This window comes from Litoreibacter sp., assembly GCF_039974535.1.
Classification (GTDB): Bacteria; Pseudomonadota; Alphaproteobacteria; order Rhodobacterales; family Rhodobacteraceae; genus Litoreibacter.
The window spans coordinates 1-18,300 of record NZ_JBDWIU010000011.1 but is presented as its reverse complement, the minus strand read 5'-3'; the positions used below and the strand labels follow the sequence as shown (position 1 = coordinate 18,300).

Below are 18,300 nucleotides of genomic sequence, written 5' to 3'. Positions count from 1 at the left end.
TCAGCCGTCCTCCGTATGCAACAATAGGCCCAACGATAGGAATATTCCCGCGAGCGGTGGGGCCCATGCCGCGACAAGTACCGGAATTTGATCATTCTGGCCAAGGACCTGAGCGAAGTTTCGTAAAAAGAAAATGCCAAAGCCCATCAAAACGGCAAAGAGCACCATAAGCCCCGTCCGCCCAAAGCGGGTGTGGCGCATTGTAAAGCCCGCGCCGATGAGCACCATTGCAGCCAAAAGGACCGGATTTGCGAGCTCCATATGCAGCCAAACGCGGTGCTGTAGGGCGGAAAATCCTGCGTGCTCCAACTGGCGAATGAACTTAGGAAGCTCCCAGATGGAAATTGCAGATGGGTTCCCAAAGCTGTCGCGAATTTGGTCGCGGGTCAGATCTGATGGGATGTTGAGTTGGGGATGCTCTACCGCGCCGCTCTCGGAGTTTTCTAGGTCTGAGAATGTCCAGCGCTTGGCTTTCGATAAGACCCAGTTCCCGTCCCCAAGCAGGGCCTCAGCGGCTTCGATCCGGTAATCAATCGCGCCGTTTGCACTAAAGCCGTAAAAGGTGACCCCAAAAAATCGAGTTCCGTCGAGGTTGGAGCGGTCCGCGCGAATGACAACTTGTCCTTCGGCGCTGGCTTGGCGCAGCCACAGGCCTTTGTCAGACACCGAGCTGATTGAGCCGCCGGTGTTGGCGTATTCGCTGGAAACGACTTCGAACTGCTTGGAGGTTGCGGCAACGATCGGGTTTAAAACAGCAACCCCGAATGCTCCAAACACCAACACGGTCAAAACTGGGGCCGCGAGCGAGCGCAAAGCCGAGCGGCCGGAGGCGCGTGTGACCACCAATTCCGATGTGCGGGCAAGCCCCAAAAACAAGGTGATTGTGGCCAAGACGACAAGCAGCGGCAGCATGCGGTACATGGTGTCTGGGGCGTTCAAAAGGGCAAGTTGCGCCGCCTCGGCCACCCCAACTTGCTCACTGTCGAAGCGCCGCATTTGCTCGACCAAATCAATCAGTAAAACAATGCCAAAGAATACGCCGAAGACCAGCGTGAACGACCAGATAAAGCGACGGGCGAAATAAAGGTCCAACCTCATGCGGGCACCCCTTTAGGTGTGCGCCCGCGCAAACGCTTCATAGATGTTGAATAAAGCAGGGCTGCCGCAATAACTGCGCCAAAGGCCGGTCCAGCATAGGCCAGCCAAAACAAGGTCGCGTCTTTTCGGGCGGTTTCCTCGGCGACGTTTGACACCATTTGAACCAGAATGATTAAAACCACCGCGATGATGACTTGCCGCCAGACCCCAAAGCGCGAAAATCCGCCCAACATCAAAGTCGCGAAGCCCATCAGGGGAACTACAATCGCAAGAAGTGATTTTGCAAAACGGTCATGCGCCTCAAACAAGAAATCGGGAAGCTCCCCTGATGCAGAGGCCAAATCAGCTTCGGAGGGGGCCAAGAGTGTGGTGGTGGGCAATTCGCGTAGATCGCGGTTTCGGCCATTGTCCGTTTTGATCAAGGCACCAATGTCATAGGCGAAGGTCTCGAACGCGACGGTTGAGAGCCGTCCGGTCTCGGGCTGAAAGGTTTGGGCCAAGCCGTCGTTCATCACAAGTCTGGGGCCGCCTTCGGCCCGCACTAGAAAGGCGCGTTCGGCTGTGTAGGTCACCTTTGCGCTCGGATCTCGGTTATCCTCAAGAAACATTTCCTCCAGCTCGCCCAGCTCGGTGATGTTGCGGATGTAGACGGTGACATCGGAGGTCGGATGCAGGAACTGACCCTCTTTGAGGAACTGGGCGGTGATGTCTTTTGATATTTCCTGACTGCGGTTCGCGAGCTCTGTCCGCGCTGCTGGAACAAGGAAATGTGCCAGAATGGCGACTAATAGTGCAACGAGCACGCCGAAAAATATCACAGCCCGCCCGATACGAAGGGAGGATGCGCCAGCGGTTTGTAAAACGACCATCTCCGAATCCGCGCTCAGGCGGTTGGTTACGTAAACCGCCGCCACAAAGGCCGAGATCGGCAGGACAATTAAAATGACGTAGGGCAGGGTCAGCAGCGTGAATTCCAAGAACACCAAGGCGGATTGGCCGTCACTGATCAGCTGATCAAACAGTCCAATTGCGCGATTGACCCAGTAAACCGACACCAAAACAAGGGAGAAAAAGCCGAACAGGATCAACAATTGCGACAGCATGTATCTGTCGAATCGTGCCACGCCCTGTCCTCCTTAGTTATTGCCCCGCTTTTTAACGCAAAATGTGGGGGTGGAACAGGGGGTTCTGGTCATTACCCTCGTGCCGCGCTAGCAATAGGGAAACCACATAGAACAGGCAGACACATGACCGCTTTGATCCCCGTAGACTTCGCCGCCACCGACATCGACGCCATCAAGGATTTGGAGGGGCGTTTGGCCATCTTCGTGCCACCTGCGGGCACGCTGGACACAACAGCCAAGCGCGTGAACCGTTTGACCCGTGGCTCCATCGCGCGGGCGGTGAACAGCGAGACATTTGAGAAACTGGAAGATGGCGGCACGCTTGTGTTGTCCTTCCCTGTGAACATTCCAGCCGAAGCCGTGATTATCGTGAAAGTCGCGCGTCGCCCCACCGTGTCTGAAGCACGCAAAGCTGGTGCGGCGTTGATCAAGGCTGGCGGCAAGTCAAAGATCACGGCTCTTTGCGGCAACCTTCGCCGTGCCGAAGAGGTGGCTTATGGCGCGTCATTGCGGGCCTATGAGTACACCGACCAAAAGACGGCGGAGCATACCGCGCATGACGGCTTAGGCCTTATGGTCAATGCCCCTGACGACGTAAAAGCCGCGTTCGACGGGCTTGATGCATTGGCCGAAGGCGTGTTCTTCACCCGCGATCTGGTCAACATGCCTGCGAATGTTTTGACTACTACCGAATTCGCCAAGCAATTGAGCGACCTAGAAAAACTAGGCCTAAAGGTCGAGGTTCTTGAGGAAAAAGACTTAGAGAAGCTTGGCATGGGGTCCCTGCTCTGTGTGGGCCAAGGCTCCGACAGTCCATCCAAGGTTGTGGTGATGCAATGGGAGGGCGGTGCCAAGGACGAGAAACCGTTCGCCTTTGTCGGCAAGGGCGTGGTGTTTGACACTGGCGGTATCTCGCTCAAACCTGCGGGCGGCATGGAAGACATGACCATGGACATGGGCGGCGCGGGCGTTGTCGCGGGCGTGATGAAGGCGCTGGCGATGCGCAAAGCCAAGGCCAATGTGGTGGGCCTTGTGGGGCTAGTCGAGAACATGCCATCGGGCAACGCGGTGCGCCCGGGCGACGTGGTGACGTCGATGAAGGGCGACACCATTGAGGTAATCAACACCGACGCCGAGGGCCGTTTGGTGTTGGCGGATGTGCTGTGGTACGCCCAAGAACGCTTCGAACCATTGGGCATGATCAACCTCGCAACACTGACAGGTGCCATCATCATTGGTTTGGGCCACGAGAATGCGGGTGTCTTCTCCAACAGCGATCCTTTATCCAATGCCTTCTTGAAAGCGGCGAGTGTCGAGGACGAGGGCGCGTGGCGGATGCCGATGGGCAAGGCCTATGATGACCAGCTGAAATCCCGCATTGCGGATATGAAGAACGTGGGCGGGCGTCCTGCCGGCTCCATCACAGCCGCGCAGTTCCTACAGCGCTTCGTGAAGCCTGAAACCCCGTGGATCCACCTCGATATTGCCGGTGTGGCGTCGGTGAAATCGCCCACTGACTTCGCACCCAAAGGAGCCACAGGGTGGGGCGTTCGCGCGCTTAACCGCTTGATCGCGGACAACTTCGAGGGCGAATAACCGTGGGTGCGGCCTTTTTCTACCACATGACCACGCAGCCCGTGGAGGTGACCTTGCCCATGCTATTGGGCAAGGCGCGTGGGGCTGGGTGGCGTGTGGCTGTTAGGGGCCGCGATACCGCGCGGTTGGATCATCTTGATCTGAAATTGTGGGAAGGCGACGGCTTTCTTGCCCATGGTCGCGCGGGCGGGGCGCATGATGCGGACCAACCGATCTTATTGACTGATAAGGACGCGCTGGCGAATGGGGCAAGCTGTCTTGTTAGCCTTGATGGCGCTGACATCGGCGCGGACGAGGTCAACGGTTCTGATCGCACGATGATCCTGTTTGACGGGAATGATGGCGAGGCCGTCGCGCGGGCGCGTGTGCAATGGAAGGCGCTGACCGACGCCGGATGCTCAGCGCAGTATTGGTCGCAAGAAAGCGGGCGATGGGAAAAGAAAGCTGAGAGCTGACTTAGCGTTTGAGGATCAAAAGATCCGGCGTGAGCTCTACACTGCCAAAGCGACGCAGATAGGACATGCCCAACAGGGATGTGCTCAGCTCACCCTCATTCACGAAGGCTCGTAAATCACCTTCATCTAACTCGCCTAGGCTGACATTTTCCAATGTTACCCGCGCGGTACGGACCTCGCCATTTGCGGTGCTGGCGCGTCCGCCAAAGATCAATGCGTCCGTGTCTATACCCACACGCTCGGCGTCATCCTTGGTCAGGACCACGCTTGTTGCACCGGTATCTACCACAAATTGGACAGGCACATCGTCGACGTGAAGCGTCAGGTGAAAGTGCCCGTCATTACGAAGCGGAACTTCAACGCGGCCATTCTCGAAGGCGCTTTGGGTTGGCAAAACGGTGCGTGAGATGTCGTTCCATAGCCCGTAAGCCACGATGACGCCTACAAAGATGAACCCCCACAAGGCGGCCTGACGGGTCATTTCCCCCATGCGGTCTCGGTTTGAGATTAAAAAGTACCCGCCAATGACGGAGCCAAGCAAAACGAGGTAAATGAGGCGGGCTGTATCTTCGCTATCCATAAGTCACATATAGGGGCAGGTTTAGCTCGCTGCCACCACCCCAAATTCGCGCAGGCCATCGAGAATGAATTGCACTGATAGGGCGGCAAGCAACATGCCCAAAAGTCGAGTGATCACCTTGATGCCAGTGTCGCTGACCGCCCGCTCCATCAAGCCAGCCATCAAGAAAAAGGTGAACACGACCGCAATCACTGCAAACATGACGCCGTGAATAGCCGCTACATAGGTCCAATCCGCATCCGGTGCGCCGGTCAACAAGATCATTGTGGCCATGGAGCCAGGACCCGCAATCAGCGGCATCGCGAGGGGGAATACGGAAGGGTCGTCTTCCTGCGGTCCGTCGGCTTGGTCTTCGCGGCGTTGTTGTCGGCGTTCAAACAGCATGTCGAGTGCGGTGATGAACAACAACACCCCGCCCGAGATGCGAAAAGCGGCCATCGAAATGCCGATAAAGTCCAGCAAAGCTTCGCCAGCCAAGCCAAAAAGGGTCAACAATGCTGCGGCCACGAGGCAAGACCGGATTGCGATGCGCAAACGATGTTTGAAGCTGGTGCCAGCGGTCATTGCCAAAAACAGCGGCGCCATGCCGATGGGGTCAATGATCACGAACAGGGTGACAAATGCGGTGATGGCGACGTCGAGTTCCATGCGTTAACGCTCTGCTTTTTCTAACTTTTCTTGGGCTTTGACCCACATAGACTCGGCGCGGTCCATTGCGTCCATGACCTCGGAATACTTTTTCTGCCAGACGGCGCGTTTGTCGGCCATGTGGTCTTCATAAACCTTAGGGTCACCTAAGCGTTTGGCAAGCTCATCCTGCATCTCGGACAGCTTGGCGACGCGGGCCTCGCATTTGCGAACCTCGGAGCGCATCGAAAGGATGTCATCGCGCGATACCACTTTGGCCTTGGCTTTCGGCTTGTCCTTGGCGGGCTTGTCCGGCGGGGCCAGCAACAACTTGCGGTAGCTTGGCAAGTCGCCGTCATACGGGTTTACACGCCCATCTTTGACCAACCACAAGCGGTCAGCCACCAAGGACAGAAGGTGCATATCGTGCGACACCAGTATGACCGCACCGGAATACGCGGTCAGGGCCTGCACAAGTGCTTCGCGGCTCTCAATATCAAGGTGGTTGGTCGGCTCATCGAGGATCAGCAGATGCGGCGCGGGCAGGGTGGCCAGCAGCAGCGACAGACGCGCCTTTTGACCACCAGATAGACGTCCGACTTCTGTGTCTGCTTGATCAGGCCCAAGACCAAAGCTGGCAAGGCGTGCGCGAAGCTTGGCTTGGCCTTCATGAGCGCGCTCACGAATGAGGTGCTCCAGTGGGGTCTCGTCCACGAACAGCTCGTCCACTTGGTGCTGTGCGAAGAAGCCAATACGCAGCTTGCTGGAGGTTGACATACGGCCCCCCATCACTTCAAGACGACCCGATAACATCTTGGAAAGAGTGGATTTACCCTCGCCATTTCGGCCCAGCAAAGCAATGCGGTCATCTTGGTCGATGCGCAGGTTCAGCTTGCCTAAAATCTCGGTACCATCATAGCCAACGGACGCGCTTTCGGTGCTGATAATGGGTGGCGACAGCTCTTCGGGTTTGGGAAAGGTGAAGACCACGCGGGCGGCATCTTCGGGCGCCGTGATGGTCTCCATTTTTTCCAGCATTTTGACGCGGGACTGGGCTTGCTTGGCTTTAGAGGCCTTGGCCTTGAAGCGGTCAACGAAGGATTGCAGGTGCGCACGTTGCAGGTCTTGCTTCTTGGCAGCGGCCGCTTGCACCGCACGGCGGGCGGCGCGTTGGCGGGCGAACTGGTCGTAGTTGCCGGAGTAGAAGGTAAGCTGCTTGTCCTCGAGGTGCAGGATGCCGTTGACCGAGCGGTTCAGCAATTCGCGGTCGTGCGAGATGATGATAACCGTGTGCGGGTAGCGGGTCAGGTAGTGCTCCAGCCAAAGTGCGCCTTCAAGGTCCAGATAGTTGGTCGGCTCATCGAGCAGCAGCAGGTCAGGCTCCGAGAACAGGACCGCCGCTAAAGCCACTCGCATACGCCACCCGCCCGAGAAGTCGGAGCAGGGGCGGTGGGTTTCTTCGGTGGTGAAGCCAAGGCCGACAAGGATGGAGGACGCCCGCGCCTCGGCGGACCATGCGCCGATATCGGCCAAACGGGTTTGGATGTCTGCGATGCGGTTGGGGTCGGTTGCGGTCTCAGATTCGGCCATCAGGCTTGCGCGCTCTTTGTCAGCGGCCAAAACCGTGTTCAGCAGCGACACTTCGTTGGACGGCACCTCTTGCGCGATCCCCCCAATTCGGGAGCGATCCGGCATGGTGACATTGCCGCTCTCAAGCTGCAATTCTCCACGGATCAACTTGAAAAGTGTGGTTTTTCCCGTGCCGTTGCGCCCGACAAGGCCAACCTTATGGCCAGTGGGGATATTGGCAGAAGCGCCCTCAAAGAGAGAGCGACCTTCGACGGCGTAGCGGAGTTCTGAGATACTTAACATGCGTATGCGTGTCGCCTATGCGGGCAGGGGTGTCAATTGGGCGCTTTCCATGTCGTCTAACCCATGTTAGGTGCGCCCCAAATTCACTCTAGTTTAAGGACCAGCATCATGGCTATCCAACGTACGTTCTCGATCATCAAACCAGACGCAACTAAGCGTAACCTGACAGGCAAAATCGCCGCTAAATTCGAAGAAGCTGGCCTGCGCATCGTTGCATCCAAGCGTATTCAGCTGACTTTGGCGCAAGCTCAGCAGTTCTACGGTGTGCACTCCGAGCGTCCGTTCTTTGGCGAGCTGTGCGAATTCATGATCTCCGAGCCGATTGTTGTTCAGGTTCTGGAAGGCGAAGACGCCATCGCGAAAAACCGCGAAGTTATGGGCGCAACAAACCCAGCAGACGCTGACGCGGGCACAATCCGTAAAGAGTTCGCTCTGTCGATCGGCGAAAACTCGGTACACGGCTCCGACGCTCCTGAGACCGCAGCAGAAGAAATCGCGTTCTTCTTCTCCGGTCTTGAGCTGGTAGGCTAAGTCTTTAACCAGACAATTAAAGAGCCCGCGTCGGAGTAATCCGGTGCGGGTTTTTTTGTTTCTACTCGATCTGTGTTATCTGCGCACGCCGGTGCCAATGACATCTAGCACGGTTTCCAGTGCATTCATGTCGTGATTGACATGGCGAGACTTCAACGCGTCAAAGGTGATCCTTAATGCATCTTTCTCGGCCCCTTTGCAGTCGTTCCAAGGGCGGCCCTGAAGTGCCATGACCAAAACGTAATAACCGATGAAATGCGGGCGGTCACCGGCAGCCAATAGTTTTGCGTAGGCGGCGTCTGCGCCAATTTCTCTGAGTTCATCGGCGGAGTTTATGCCAACGCGGGCAAGACTTTTCTCATAGGCGGGGCCTAGATTGCGGATAGAGGAGACGGGATCAGCCATGCCACAGTATTAGCCGCAAAGTCTTATGGTGTGGAAGCCTCTACAGGCTCGCCCAGTCGGAAAATCCGTTTGGGGGTGTTGGATGAGGAGACTTGGTGTCCTGTGGTGTAGGGGCAGGTGCTTCATAGGCCATTTTGTTGACCTCCTTTTATGGATTTGTTGCTCGTTACAGCCTCAGGCCACCACTCAATAGTGTCGGAGAGGGGACTTAATTGTGGCGAAAATATGTCGGGGATTTTGGGCAACAGCATAAAAATCGACATCGAGCAGTTTCTGCCTGCAGCGCCACTATATATAGATTTTTCCTGCAAAGGTGCTCATGTTTTGCAGATTGGTGCAGGGTTTTCCCCTCTAAAGAATGTAGTTTCAGTTTGAGCTAATCGAGGCCGTTGCCGACCCGCTCAAGCTGGCGGGGCTATTTTCTGATGCACAAGATGGCCTTGCCAATGTCCTATCAGAGGATTAATTAAACCCGATAGAAAAAGTCAGAAACTGAGCGGCGCTAGCAGCACAAGGTGTTTGAGCTGCGCCATCAGTTAGGAGCCCAAAGAATGAACGTGACCACAAAATTGGCCCTATGCGCGGCAGTATGCATTGCATCCGTTTCAAGCGCTTTTGCGGATGGGGAGGTGAACATTTACTCCTCCAGACATTACGACACCGACGAGCGGCTGTATTCGGACTTTGAAGAGCAAACCGGCATCACAGTGAACCGCATCGAAGGCAAGGGCGATGAGTTGATCGCACGCCTGCAAGCGGAAGGGCGCAATTCGCCTGCCGATATTTTCGTCACCGTCGATACGTCACGTTTGGAGCGTGCCAAGACGGCCGGAATTCTACAGAGCATTGATAGCCCAGTCCTTGAGGCCCGCGTGCCAGCGAGCTTGCAAGATTCTGAAAACCAGTGGTTCGGGTTCTCGCAGCGAGCGCGGATCATTTTCTATGATAAGGCGGATGTCACAAAACCGCCGCTGGATTACCTGAGCCTTGCGGATAGCGAATTCCAAGGGTTGGTTTGTCATCGATCCTCATCCAACGCGTATTCGCAAACATTGCTGTCGGCGATAATCGAAAACCACGGTGAGGAAGCGGCGCGTAAGTGGGCTGACGGAATGGTTATCAACTTTGCCCGAGAACCGCAGGGCGGGGATACCGACCAGCTGCGGGCTTTGGTTTCGGGCGAATGCGACATAGCGGTTGCAAACACCTACTACTTTGCGCGGGCGTTGCGTGAAGGGGTCAAAGGCATTCCTGCGGAAGCATTGCCTAACATTGGGTGGGTGTTTCCTGCTCAAAACGCGGAAGGGGCACATATGAACTTGTCCGGTGCGGGGGTGACCGCCCATGCGCCTAACCGCGAAAACGCGATCAAATTTCTGGAGTATCTTGCCAGCGATTCAGCGCAAAAGCACTTCAGCGGCGGCAATGATGAATATCCGTCCGTACCGGGTGTCGGGTTGAGCGCGTCGGTCGCTCAGTTAGGGCTGTTTCGGCCCGATGCCGTGGACTTAAGTAAGGTCGCGAAGAACGTGCCCTTGGCGCAGAAAATCTTCAACCAAGTTGGTTGGTATTAAGAACAAGGTAAGGCCCGCAACTTAGCGGGCCTTATTTTTTCAGGTTGATTGACGGTCTCAACTTGATTCCTATAAAAATTGTCAACTTTTGCGGAATGGAAAGTTGGATGGCTTGTTTGATTTTCTATATATTTGTTTATATTCCGATGATTAATGTGTTTGTTTAATGTATTTTTTTCATCACTGACGCCCTTGACAGCCCTCATAGTTATCAGTGCATATAGCGACATCAATAATTCCGATTGTTTCTATCGGAAATCAATCTTGTGAGGGTGAAAATGAAACGTTCCTTGAAACTTGGGTCAACTGTATTGGCGGCTGGCTTGCTGTCGAGCATGGCATTTGCCGACTCCTACGGTCCATTCCCGATCACTGAGAAAAGTTATTCCGGTGATAAAACCGACTCCGTTTCCTACTCTGGTCAAGTTGCACGCAACGTACTGGTCGAAAGCCTGAAGTCGCTTGCAGGCAAGGGCGATGGCGGTGGCAACGCGGCAGAGCTGAAAGCGCAGATGATGGCGTATTTCGCAGGTTCCGAAGAAGACCTGCCGATCATCGCTGTCACAGACAAAGACGGCTTTGACATCAAGCAAACCACTATCAATGAAATCTCTTCCGGCAAGAATGTTAAGGGCAAAACCTACAAAGGTTTGGTTCCTGGCTGGCCCGGCAACCTGACGGGGCCAGAGGTTCTGGAAGACATGATCACACGCGCGTCCGTCTCCAACGGAGGCTTCGACGCTGACACTGGGATGGTATGGGGCCAGTTGATCCAAAAGTTCTCGCTGGGCGCGATGGGCTTTAATCAAGTTGTCGACAATTACCTCGACGAAAACTTGGGCGCAGACAAAAAGCCTAACAACCAACCCTATAGCGAAGGTGCGGCCTACACGGGCAAAGAGCACTCGTGGGATGAGGCATTCGGCTACTTCGGTGTCGCGGCACATGGTACTTCGTTGACGCCTGATCAAGCGTATAACATCAACAAGAAAAAAGATGGCGCAGCAGCTGACGCGAATGGCGATGGTGTAATTGATCTGAAAACCGAAATGGTTTTCGGCAACGCATACTACGCTGCCGGTGCAGACCGTAGCGGCAAAACCGACTACATGGTGACAATCACTACGGCCTTCATCGAGGGTCGTAAGTTGATCACATCCGCTGACGGCGAAGCACTGACAGACGCGCAACGGCAACAACTGCAAGCCTACGCAATGGTTATTGAAACCGAGTGGACAAAAGTTCTGGCTGAAGCGGCATTCAAATATGCGGGTTCTGTCTACAAAGACATCACCACATTGCGTGCAGACGACAGCGACGATGATGCTGAGGCTTATGCAGACTACGCAAAGCACTGGAGCGAGCTGAAAGGCTTCACGCTGGCCTTGCAAACGGGGCGGGAAAACCTTGGCGGCACAGCGGTGCGTTTGAACCGCCTGATCGGCTTTAGCCCAGTCACTATGGACGAGACAGTGGTCACTGGTGTTGATGCGGATGGCAAATTCGTAAAAGACGCTAAAATGTCGTGGAACGCGTACCAGCTGAACATGCTGAAGGTACAAGACCTGTTGATCAAAGAGTTTGAAGTCGAAGCCCGTGCAAACGACGCAACCGAGGACTTGGCCAACTTGGTTAAAGAGCTGGACACCGATAGCGGTGGCGCAGAAACTGACTAAATACTTTGGTGGCGCTCTTTTTGGGCGCCACCATTCCTGAGGAATTGAGGATTTCATGGACCTGCTAGACCAGTTTTTTGGCCTGTTCTCTGACTTCTCCAACCCGAAGAAGCGGATTTTCCTAGGCTACATCGGCATCTCAGCGCTTATTGCCTTTGGCTGGCTTGTGATCGTGCGCAGAGCCTCCATTGGATCGTCGCTTCGCCGTATTTTTGACCCCAAAATCCTGTTCTCCGGATCCGCCTTCGCGGACTACAAGATCTTCGTGATCAACCGGGTGTTCACTGGGTTCATCTCCCCACTTTTATTGACGCAAGTTACCATCGCGACCGCCGTCTATATGGCGCTGGTCCGAAGTGACATTATCCCGTGGGGAGGGATGGCAGGGGTCTCCAAGCCGGTTGTCATAGCGCTGTTCTCGGTCGCGATGTTCGTGGTTGATGATTTCACCAAATACTTGGTGCATCGCTGGATGCATAATTGGCCCATGTTGTGGTTTATCCATAAGGTCCACCACGGGGCCGAGACGATGTCGCCCATCACCGTGTACCGCGTCCATCCGTTAGAGGGCGTGCTTTACGCCATGCGCGGGGTTGTGGCGCAGGGATCGGTGATATCGCTGTTCTTCTTCCTGTTTGGCAGCAAGGTGGACCTCTACACCGTCGTAGGGGTCAATGTGATCGTGTTCATCTTCCATGTGACGGGGTCAAACCTGCGACACTCACATATCGACATCCGCTACCCGCGTTGGTTGGAGCATATATTCATCTCGCCCGCTCAACATCAAATTCACCATTCCATCGCTGCCAAACATTATGACAAAAATTTCGGGGGGGCCTTGGCCGTGTGGGATTGGATATTCGGGTCTTTGCATGTCTCGGAGGGGCAGGGGGACTTCAAGTTTGGCCTGACCAAATCTGAGGGGCATTCTGCGACAGACCTCAAGACAATTTACTTCGCGCCCTTATGGGAGATCGCAAGATTTCTGGTCCGGAAATCGGTGAAGGTCAAAGAATTCGTCGCAAGGGTGGTTAAGCGCACCCCAACTGATGAGGTCCGCGAAGACTTGCTTGAGAGTAGGGATTAAGCGTTTGCCCGTCTAAAGGTCGTTTCAGTGGGGTGAACGGTTCGCCTGACCTATTGACTGTATAACTACCCCTCCTGTATCGCGTAAAAATGACTGAAATAGTGTTTCTCACCGCTGTAGTATCTAGCCTCTGCCTTGTGTTTTATGTGTGCTGGTTGGCCTTGATACTTGGTGTTGTTCGAGGCATGGACACCAAGTCCGCAGAAGTTCGCACATCGAAATTTGCCGTCAGAGGCACTGGTTTAGCAAAAGCCTCTGTCGCAGTAATGCTTGTTTCGGGTGTTTATGTTGTCTGGACCGGTTCACTTGATGCCATTTCTTACGCTACCGCATCCGTAGGGTTTCTAATTGGAGCATTTGCATGTTGGCAGGCAGCAACCTCTTTAGGTTTACATTTTTGTCCAACTGAAACGAAGTGGCGTGACGTGAAACTCAAAGCTTACCTTCAAGCATTCGGTCTCACTCTTTTAATCGTCGCGCTGGAAAGAGGTAAAACCTTTTTTGAAAGTCTCGTGTAACACGCTTGAATGAGTGAAGTTAACTCTGTCAAAAACGGTGGTTTTTGGGAGAGAGCGGGATAGCTTCGTTTCGAACCTGAACCACTTTTTATTGCAGTGCAAACCACGGCAAATAGCTTTACATTGAAAACAAGGACCGCCTGACCACAGGTCTTTTACTGACAATTGCATTGACTGAATACGCAGAGATCGACCTTTAAAATGGAGAACCTATTAATGAAAAGGCTTTTGATGTTGGGTCTGACCCTAACCACAATCTCTGCATGTGGAGCTGCTTTAAACTCAACGTTGACAACGTTTATGGTCGAAGATGATAAGACACGAGTTCAGTCTCTACTCGAAAACCCTGAAGAGCTTTCGCGCTTTCTTTCAAATACAACAATTAAAGACTGGGATGATCGTCATGGCACTCAGATTGAATATCACAGTACAGACGGTCGAACTTGGTTGGTTTATCCAGGGAACACGCGCGCAGTTCAGGGACAATGGCAGCTTCAATCTTCAAACGGGCAGCCGCAGATGTGCTACCTATATGGTACGGGTTCGTATAACCCTGTGACACGTCGCAAAGGCGGAAACTGGGAGTGTACACCGGCTATTTTGACGTTACTTGCTGATGAAGTTGTAGATGGAGACGTTTTGCGCCTTCAGGGAAGAGGGGCGTTCCCACAGCAAATGCCACCCCGAGTAAACGTATCTATCTCAGAAGCGATGGCCGCAATTGGGCTGCAACCGCTCAGGTCACCGAATAAAGTCAATTGGGAATATACACGTTAGTTTTTGTACAAGCGTCGCAGCTTATGAAGCCTTCACAATCACTCTAAAGCTAACGGCCATTGGTATGCCTTCCAAAAACCCTCGTTTTTGGAAGGGCTGTAAAAGTCCTCGTTTGATGCTCCCACAAACCTCGTTCAAAACCCAAGTGGTTGTTAACGTTTTTGGCCATGCCTCCACACAAGGCGCTCACTGCATTGCAGAAATTCGGTCACAACGGGTTCATTGCCGCCATTCGCTGCATCCTGTGCCTAGGTTAGGTTTGCCATGTCGAGTTAATTTATAATGTGAAGGTCAAATTCGTCGGACGTTCACCGTCTAGGCAAAGCAATGGAAGCTAATTCCTATAAGCCTTGTTTTTATCACTCTGTGGTGGAAATGGCTCCGACGGTAGGGATCGAACCTACGACCAATTGATTAACAGTCAACTGCTCTACCGCTGAGCTACGTCGGAACGGTGATGGGCGTATAGCAAGCGCGATTCCGGTCGTAAAGAGGGTTTTGTGCAAATAATTCAGATAACTGAAAACCGGCTGGTGGCACTTAACATTTCCTCTGATTTTACGCGATTTCGGCCCGCAAGATCGATCAAATGGGCAATGACATTTCGCTGCGCCGCAGGCAGTAACGCGGGCGCGACGTCGGTATATATCCGCGCCGTAAGCTCTTTTGCGGTTAGGGGGCTGTTGGTCAGGGCTTTGAGGATTTGAGATTCGCGCATTCGGCGATGAGCAAGCAGCTCTTGGACCCGCACGAGGGGGGCATCGATGGGGAGCCCGTGTCCGCTGTAAAAGGTCGCATCCCCTTTACGCAGCGACAGCATCTCCAAGGAGGCCATAAAATCGGTTAAATGCCCGTCAGGAGGCGAGACCATCGATGTGGCCCATCCCATCACCAAATCCCCACTGAACAACGCATCGCCTTGATGCCAGTGAAAGCACAGATGGTTCCCCATATGTCCGGGGGTGTGTAGGGCGCTCAGGCTCCAATCCGTGCCATCCACGCGGTCACCATGGGCAAGGGTGACATCGGGCATAAAGGTTTCGTCAATGCCTTCGCCGCCGCCCAAATCCGCAAAGGAGCTCATGATCGGCGCACGACCTGAGGTGCTGGGGCCAAAGCCATGAATTTTCGCGCCGGTGACTTGCGCAAGGACCATGGCTAAAGGCGAGTGGTCTACATGGGAGTGGGTTACAAAGATGTGGCTGATGCGCTGATGGGCTTCCAAGGCCGTGATGATCGCTTCCATATGGGATTCGTCAGGCGGGCCGGGGTCAATGACGGCAATGTCGCGGGTCCCTAAAAGATAGGTATTCGTCCCTGTATAGGTCATTGGCGAGGCATTGGGCGCAAGTATGCACCGCAGTCCGGGGGCTAGGGAAATAGGCTTGCCCGTTTTGCGGGTGTCGGGCTTCTTAGGTGCCATCGCTCTTTTCCTTTTGCGCAAGCAGGGTTACGGTCTCAAACATGGCACGGTTCTCAATCAAGCGCTACCTACCACGCAGCCTCTACGGGCGGGCGGCCCTGATCTTGTTGGTGCCGATCATTACCATCCAGCTTGTGGTTTCCTTCGCCTTTATTCAACGTCTTTACGAAGACGTGACCGCGCAGATGACGCAAAACATCTCGGTGGAATTACAGTTGCTTTTGGACGTCATCGAGGAGGCCGAAGGGGAAGAGGTTGCGCGCGTTCAAGTGCTGCAAACGGCGAAGGCCTTAGACATGATCGCGACCTTGCCCGGAGGGCAGGTTGAGGCGCGTGTGGGGTTTGCCGATCTGTCGGGCAAAGCCATACGCGAAACCTTGGCGGAGCAATTTGATACGCTACTCGCAGTTGATTTGGTCAGCATCGACAAGACCGTGCAAGCCAGCTTGGGGACATCGAAGGGGGTGTTGGACGTCTCATTCTCGCGCAGGCGCGTGGCGGCGACGAACCCACATCAGCTTTTGGTTTTGATGCTGTTCACGGCCATTTTGATGACAATCATCTCGTATCTATTTTTACGCAACCAAATCCGGCCAATTCGTAGGCTCGCCCGCGCAGCTGAGGCCTTTGGTAAAGGACGCAACGAGCCGTATCACCCCAGTGGCGCTACCGAAGTGCGCTCTGCCGGCTCGGCTTTCTTGAATATGCGCGCGCGCATTGAGCGCCAAATTGAGCAACGCACGCTTATGCTATCCGGTGTAAGCCACGACTTGCGTACGCCACTGACACGCCTGAAACTGGGCCTGTCGATGCAACCTGATAGCAATGACACCCAAGATTTGATTGGTGATGTTGACGAGATGGAGCGTCTAATTGAGGCCTTCTTGGATTTTTCCAAGGCTGACGCGCTGGAAGAGTTGGAAGAAACGGATCCAGTGTCCTTGTTGAAAGACCTTGTTGCCAACGCTCAACGGGCGGGCAAGGCGGTTGAAATTGTTGGGGGGCTTCCAAAGCAAGTTACGATGAAGTTGCGCCCGTTATCCCTGCAACGCGCGATCGAGAACCTGATAAACAATGCCGTGCGCTATGGCTCAAAGGCGCAGGTGGAGGTGGCAGTTCTTGAAACGGCCCTTCGGATTAGCGTGGAAGACAACGGGCCCGGAATTCCCGCCGCGCAGCGGGAGCAGGCGGTTAAGGCATTTTCACGCTTGGACGCGTCGCGAAATCAGAACGCGGGCTCGGGCGTCGGGCTTGGGCTGGCCATAGCGGCGGATGTGGCGCGGTCGCATGGCGGGACGCTGCGATTGGGCGATAGTAAGGAGCTGGGCGGCCTAAAGGCGGAGTTGGTGCTTCCGCGATAGGGTGAGTGGTAGGCCCGGCAGGCAGAGCACAAATTCACGAGAACAATATGTTAGGCTGACGAACTGCAAAAACACGGCCTTTGATATCATTGCGATTATTCGACATGTGACGAACCTTTTTTCGCATTCGTTCGGCGGTTCAAAGCCATGAGTGGCATGGCATTGATCTGGGCCGCGAATGTCAAAGGTTTGAAACCTGCCGCGAAGATCGTGCTGATCCAACTGGCAGACTTCCACAACAAAGAGACTGGTCAGTGTAACCCAAGCGCAAAGAGGTTGGCGGACGAATGTGAGATGGGCCGCGCAACGCTGTTTCGTCACATGACGACGTTGGAGGAGTGCGGGCTTGTCACGCGCCATGCTCGTGGAGATGGTGATGGCGGGCGAGGGTCTAACCAATACGAGCTGCACCTCGATATTACCCTTGGCCCCAGTTCGCGCCCGAAGGGCGGGGCGAGCGGTCCCAATGGGGTTGTGTCTCAAAATGAGACGGGGGGAAACGTCTCAAAAAACAGGGGGAAAAGTCCCAAGGGTGAGACGGGGGTAGTCTCAAATCGGGACACGAACCTTACCATTGAACCTAAGAAAGAACCTCCTTCGCGCGAGCGCGAGGCGGCGGCGGATGAGAAGATTTTAGCGGCGTATCCACCAGACCGGGTACGCGGTAGAGCAGCCTGCTGTGCCGATATCGAAAAGGCCGTGAAGGAAGGGATCGCACCGGAGGACTTGCGGCAGGCGGTCCAAGCCTACGCGAACGAAAGCGCAGGTTTCACCCGCTCTAAGGTCTGTTTTTCGGACAACTGGTTTCAGTCGCGGCGTTGGCAGGGCTATGTCGAGAAACAGGCAGAAGACCGAGAAAAGGCGGCAGCTTTGCAAGCTGATCACCACGCGCGTCTGGCCTGCTGGATCAGTGATCGCAGCCCGATGTGCAAACACATCACGGCAAAGCAGATCGACGGATTGCTGGCGTCGAAGCTGGTGACGCAGGCCCAAATCCAAGCCGCTGGCCTCAGATCATGACCGCTACCGATCCCACTGAAGAGCAAACAGCAAGGCGACCCATGTCATACGCTGGCGCTGCTGACACGGGACCTTGCGAGGGGCGGCAAGCCTCCCCTTCGAACCCCACCGGTGCGGGTAAAGCCCGCACCAAAGAGCCGCTGACCGAGACTTTTGTCTTCCGGTGCAGCGCCGCAGAAAAGGCCCAGTTGCGCGCCAAAGCGGAGGCCGCAGGCCTGCCCGCCGCGACTCTGCTGCGCGAGGCGCTTGGCCTGACCGAAGCCCGCCGTCGCAAGCCTATCCCGCGCGTCGACCCGGCGCTGGTTCTGGCCGTCGGGCGCATCGGCGGCAACCTCAACCAGATCGCCCGCTGGCTGAACCGTGCGATGCTGGCGGGGCGCGTTGACCTCGATGCCCTCACCGTTGCCCGCCGCTTGCTGACCATCGAGCGTCAGCTTGCCCAGATCATCGAGGCGTCCCACCGATGCTGATCAAGTTCTTCCGCAACGGCAAAGGCGCGGGCGCTGGTCCGGTCGGCTACCTCGTCGCGGACAAGGTGCTGGCCTATGACGACAACCGCGACCTGATCCGCGATGC

General features: G+C 55.0%; 18 protein-coding genes and 1 tRNA gene. 11 read left to right on the top strand and 8 right to left on the bottom strand.

The annotated features are described in order from the left end of the window. Both lptG and lptF read right to left on the bottom strand, forming a co-directional pair. Positions 1 to 1,098 carry an LPS export ABC transporter permease LptG gene (gene lptG / locus ABJN86_RS10515; protein WP_348377659.1) on the bottom strand — a complete coding sequence of 366 codons (1,098 nt, stop codon included), beginning with the start codon at positions 1,096 to 1,098 and terminating at the stop codon, positions 1 to 3. Further along, positions 1,095 to 2,222 carry an LPS export ABC transporter permease LptF gene (gene lptF / locus ABJN86_RS10510; RefSeq protein ID WP_348377658.1) on the bottom strand — a complete coding sequence of 376 codons (1,128 nt, stop codon included), beginning with the start codon at positions 2,220 to 2,222 and terminating at the stop codon, positions 1,095 to 1,097. Before lptF ends, lptG begins: the two co-directional genes overlap by 4 nt. Before the next feature lie 123 nt (positions 2,223 to 2,345). Between lptF and ABJN86_RS10505 the strand changes: the two genes are divergently transcribed. After that, positions 2,346 to 3,818, top strand: coding sequence for a leucyl aminopeptidase (locus tag ABJN86_RS10505; protein ID WP_348377657.1), 1,473 nt, complete (start codon positions 2,346 to 2,348; stop codon positions 3,816 to 3,818). 2 nt (positions 3,819 to 3,820) lie between these two features. Further along, a complete protein-coding gene (locus ABJN86_RS10500) occupies positions 3,821 to 4,273 on the top strand; it encodes a DNA polymerase III subunit chi (protein WP_348377656.1) in 453 nt (150 codons plus the stop codon). 1 nt (position 4,274) lies between these two features. Here the strand turns inward: ABJN86_RS10500 and ABJN86_RS10495 are convergent, their stop codons facing one another. From ABJN86_RS10495 to abc-f, 3 genes are read right to left on the bottom strand one after another with little or no spacing between them, the layout of a single operon-like run. Beyond that, positions 4,275 to 4,853: a TIGR02281 family clan AA aspartic protease gene (locus ABJN86_RS10495; protein ID WP_348377655.1), complete on the bottom strand. Its 579-nt coding sequence runs from the start codon at positions 4,851 to 4,853 to the stop codon at positions 4,275 to 4,277. Between the two features lie 21 nt (positions 4,854 to 4,874). Beyond that, positions 4,875 to 5,501, bottom strand: a complete 627-nt coding sequence (locus tag ABJN86_RS10490) for a MarC family protein (RefSeq protein WP_348377653.1) — start codon at positions 5,499 to 5,501, stop codon at positions 4,875 to 4,877. 3 nt (positions 5,502 to 5,504) lie between these two features. Then, positions 5,505 to 7,352 (bottom strand): ribosomal protection-like ABC-F family protein, encoded by a 1,848-nt coding sequence (abc-f, locus tag ABJN86_RS10485; protein ID WP_348377652.1) that lies wholly within the window; start codon positions 7,350 to 7,352, stop codon positions 5,505 to 5,507. Between the two features lie 108 nt (positions 7,353 to 7,460). Between abc-f and ndk the strand changes: the two genes are divergently transcribed. After that, the gene (gene ndk, locus ABJN86_RS10480) at positions 7,461 to 7,883 is read left to right on the top strand and encodes a nucleoside-diphosphate kinase (protein WP_215960250.1); all 423 of its coding nucleotides are present in this window, start codon (positions 7,461 to 7,463) and stop codon (positions 7,881 to 7,883) included. A 75-nt stretch (positions 7,884 to 7,958) separates the two neighbouring features. On the opposite strand, the gene ABJN86_RS10475 is transcribed toward ndk, so the two are convergent. Then, positions 7,959 to 8,288 (bottom strand): TfoX/Sxy family protein, encoded by a 330-nt coding sequence (locus tag ABJN86_RS10475; protein WP_348377651.1) that lies wholly within the window; start codon positions 8,286 to 8,288, stop codon positions 7,959 to 7,961. A 551-nt stretch (positions 8,289 to 8,839) separates the two neighbouring features. On the opposite strand from ABJN86_RS10475, the gene ABJN86_RS10470 reads away from it, so the two are divergent. The 5 genes from ABJN86_RS10470 to ABJN86_RS10450 all read left to right on the top strand — a co-directional run bounded on the left by ABJN86_RS10470 (position 8,840) and on the right by ABJN86_RS10450 (position 13,920). Continuing rightward, on the top strand, positions 8,840 to 9,862 hold the full coding sequence (locus ABJN86_RS10470; RefSeq protein ID WP_348377650.1) for an extracellular solute-binding protein: 1,023 nt from the start codon (positions 8,840 to 8,842) through the stop codon (positions 9,860 to 9,862). A gap of 278 nt (positions 9,863 to 10,140) precedes the next feature. Next, positions 10,141 to 11,538 carry a DUF4856 domain-containing protein gene (locus ABJN86_RS10465; RefSeq protein ID WP_348377649.1) on the top strand — a complete coding sequence of 466 codons (1,398 nt, stop codon included), beginning with the start codon at positions 10,141 to 10,143 and terminating at the stop codon, positions 11,536 to 11,538. 55 nt (positions 11,539 to 11,593) lie between these two features. Further along, on the top strand, positions 11,594 to 12,625 hold the full coding sequence (locus tag ABJN86_RS10460; RefSeq protein ID WP_348377648.1) for a sterol desaturase family protein: 1,032 nt from the start codon (positions 11,594 to 11,596) through the stop codon (positions 12,623 to 12,625). An 89-nt stretch (positions 12,626 to 12,714) separates the two neighbouring features. Next, a complete protein-coding gene (locus ABJN86_RS10455) occupies positions 12,715 to 13,143 on the top strand; it encodes a hypothetical protein (protein ID WP_348377646.1) in 429 nt (142 codons plus the stop codon). Between the two features lie 216 nt (positions 13,144 to 13,359). After that, positions 13,360 to 13,920 (top strand): hypothetical protein, encoded by a 561-nt coding sequence (locus tag ABJN86_RS10450; protein WP_348377645.1) that lies wholly within the window; start codon positions 13,360 to 13,362, stop codon positions 13,918 to 13,920. Between the two features lie 376 nt (positions 13,921 to 14,296). Here ABJN86_RS10450 and ABJN86_RS10445 read toward each other — a convergent pair. Together ABJN86_RS10445 and ABJN86_RS10440 are read right to left on the bottom strand one after the other, a co-directional pair. Then, a tRNA-Asn gene (locus tag ABJN86_RS10445) sits at positions 14,297 to 14,371 on the bottom strand. Positions 14,372 to 14,431: 60 nt separating this feature from the next. Next, entirely contained in the window at positions 14,432 to 15,343 is a 912-nt protein-coding gene (locus tag ABJN86_RS10440) for an MBL fold metallo-hydrolase (RefSeq protein WP_348377644.1), read from the bottom strand. 41 nt (positions 15,344 to 15,384) lie between these two features. On the opposite strand from ABJN86_RS10440, the gene ABJN86_RS10435 reads away from it, so the two are divergent. The 3 genes from ABJN86_RS10435 to mobC all read left to right on the top strand — a co-directional run bounded on the left by ABJN86_RS10435 (position 15,385) and on the right by mobC (position 18,194). Continuing rightward, a complete protein-coding gene (locus ABJN86_RS10435; RefSeq protein ID WP_348377643.1) occupies positions 15,385 to 16,704 on the top strand; it encodes an ATP-binding protein in 1,320 nt (439 codons plus the stop codon). A 156-nt stretch (positions 16,705 to 16,860) separates the two neighbouring features. Continuing rightward, on the top strand, positions 16,861 to 17,724 hold the full coding sequence (locus ABJN86_RS10430; RefSeq protein WP_348377642.1) for a helix-turn-helix domain-containing protein: 864 nt from the start codon (positions 16,861 to 16,863) through the stop codon (positions 17,722 to 17,724). Next, entirely contained in the window at positions 17,721 to 18,194 is a 474-nt protein-coding gene (gene mobC / locus ABJN86_RS10425) for a plasmid mobilization relaxosome protein MobC (protein WP_348432269.1), read from the top strand. Before ABJN86_RS10430 ends, mobC begins: the two co-directional genes overlap by 4 nt. Positions 18,195 to 18,300 lie beyond the last annotated feature (106 nt).

Coding starts and splice junctions, on each gene's coding strand:
- ABJN86_RS10460 (WP_348377648.1), top strand. CDS start 11,594: ATGGACCTGCTAGACCAGTTTTTTGGCCTGTTCTCTGACTTCTCCAAC.
- ABJN86_RS10455 (WP_348377646.1), top strand. CDS start 12,715: ATGACTGAAATAGTGTTTCTCACCGCTGTAGTATCTAGCCTCTGCCTT.
- ABJN86_RS10505 (WP_348377657.1), top strand. CDS start 2,346: ATGACCGCTTTGATCCCCGTAGACTTCGCCGCCACCGACATCGACGCC.
- ABJN86_RS10465 (WP_348377649.1), top strand. CDS start 10,141: ATGAAACGTTCCTTGAAACTTGGGTCAACTGTATTGGCGGCTGGCTTG.
- ndk (WP_215960250.1), top strand. CDS start 7,461: ATGGCTATCCAACGTACGTTCTCGATCATCAAACCAGACGCAACTAAG.
- ABJN86_RS10430 (WP_348377642.1), top strand. CDS start 16,861: ATGGCATTGATCTGGGCCGCGAATGTCAAAGGTTTGAAACCTGCCGCG.
- ABJN86_RS10475 (WP_348377651.1), bottom strand. CDS start 8,288: ATGGCTGATCCCGTCTCCTCTATCCGCAATCTAGGCCCCGCCTATGAG.
- ABJN86_RS10440 (WP_348377644.1), bottom strand. CDS start 15,343: ATGGCACCTAAGAAGCCCGACACCCGCAAAACGGGCAAGCCTATTTCC.
- mobC (WP_348432269.1), top strand. CDS start 17,721: ATGACCGCTACCGATCCCACTGAAGAGCAAACAGCAAGGCGACCCATG.
- ABJN86_RS10435 (WP_348377643.1), top strand. CDS start 15,385: ATGGCACGGTTCTCAATCAAGCGCTACCTACCACGCAGCCTCTACGGG.
- abc-f (WP_348377652.1), bottom strand. CDS start 7,352: ATGTTAAGTATCTCAGAACTCCGCTACGCCGTCGAAGGTCGCTCTCTC.
- ABJN86_RS10450 (WP_348377645.1), top strand. CDS start 13,360: ATGAAAAGGCTTTTGATGTTGGGTCTGACCCTAACCACAATCTCTGCA.
- ABJN86_RS10495 (WP_348377655.1), bottom strand. CDS start 4,853: ATGGATAGCGAAGATACAGCCCGCCTCATTTACCTCGTTTTGCTTGGC.
- ABJN86_RS10490 (WP_348377653.1), bottom strand. CDS start 5,501: ATGGAACTCGACGTCGCCATCACCGCATTTGTCACCCTGTTCGTGATC.
- lptG (WP_348377659.1), bottom strand. CDS start 1,098: ATGAGGTTGGACCTTTATTTCGCCCGTCGCTTTATCTGGTCGTTCACG.
- ABJN86_RS10470 (WP_348377650.1), top strand. CDS start 8,840: ATGAACGTGACCACAAAATTGGCCCTATGCGCGGCAGTATGCATTGCA.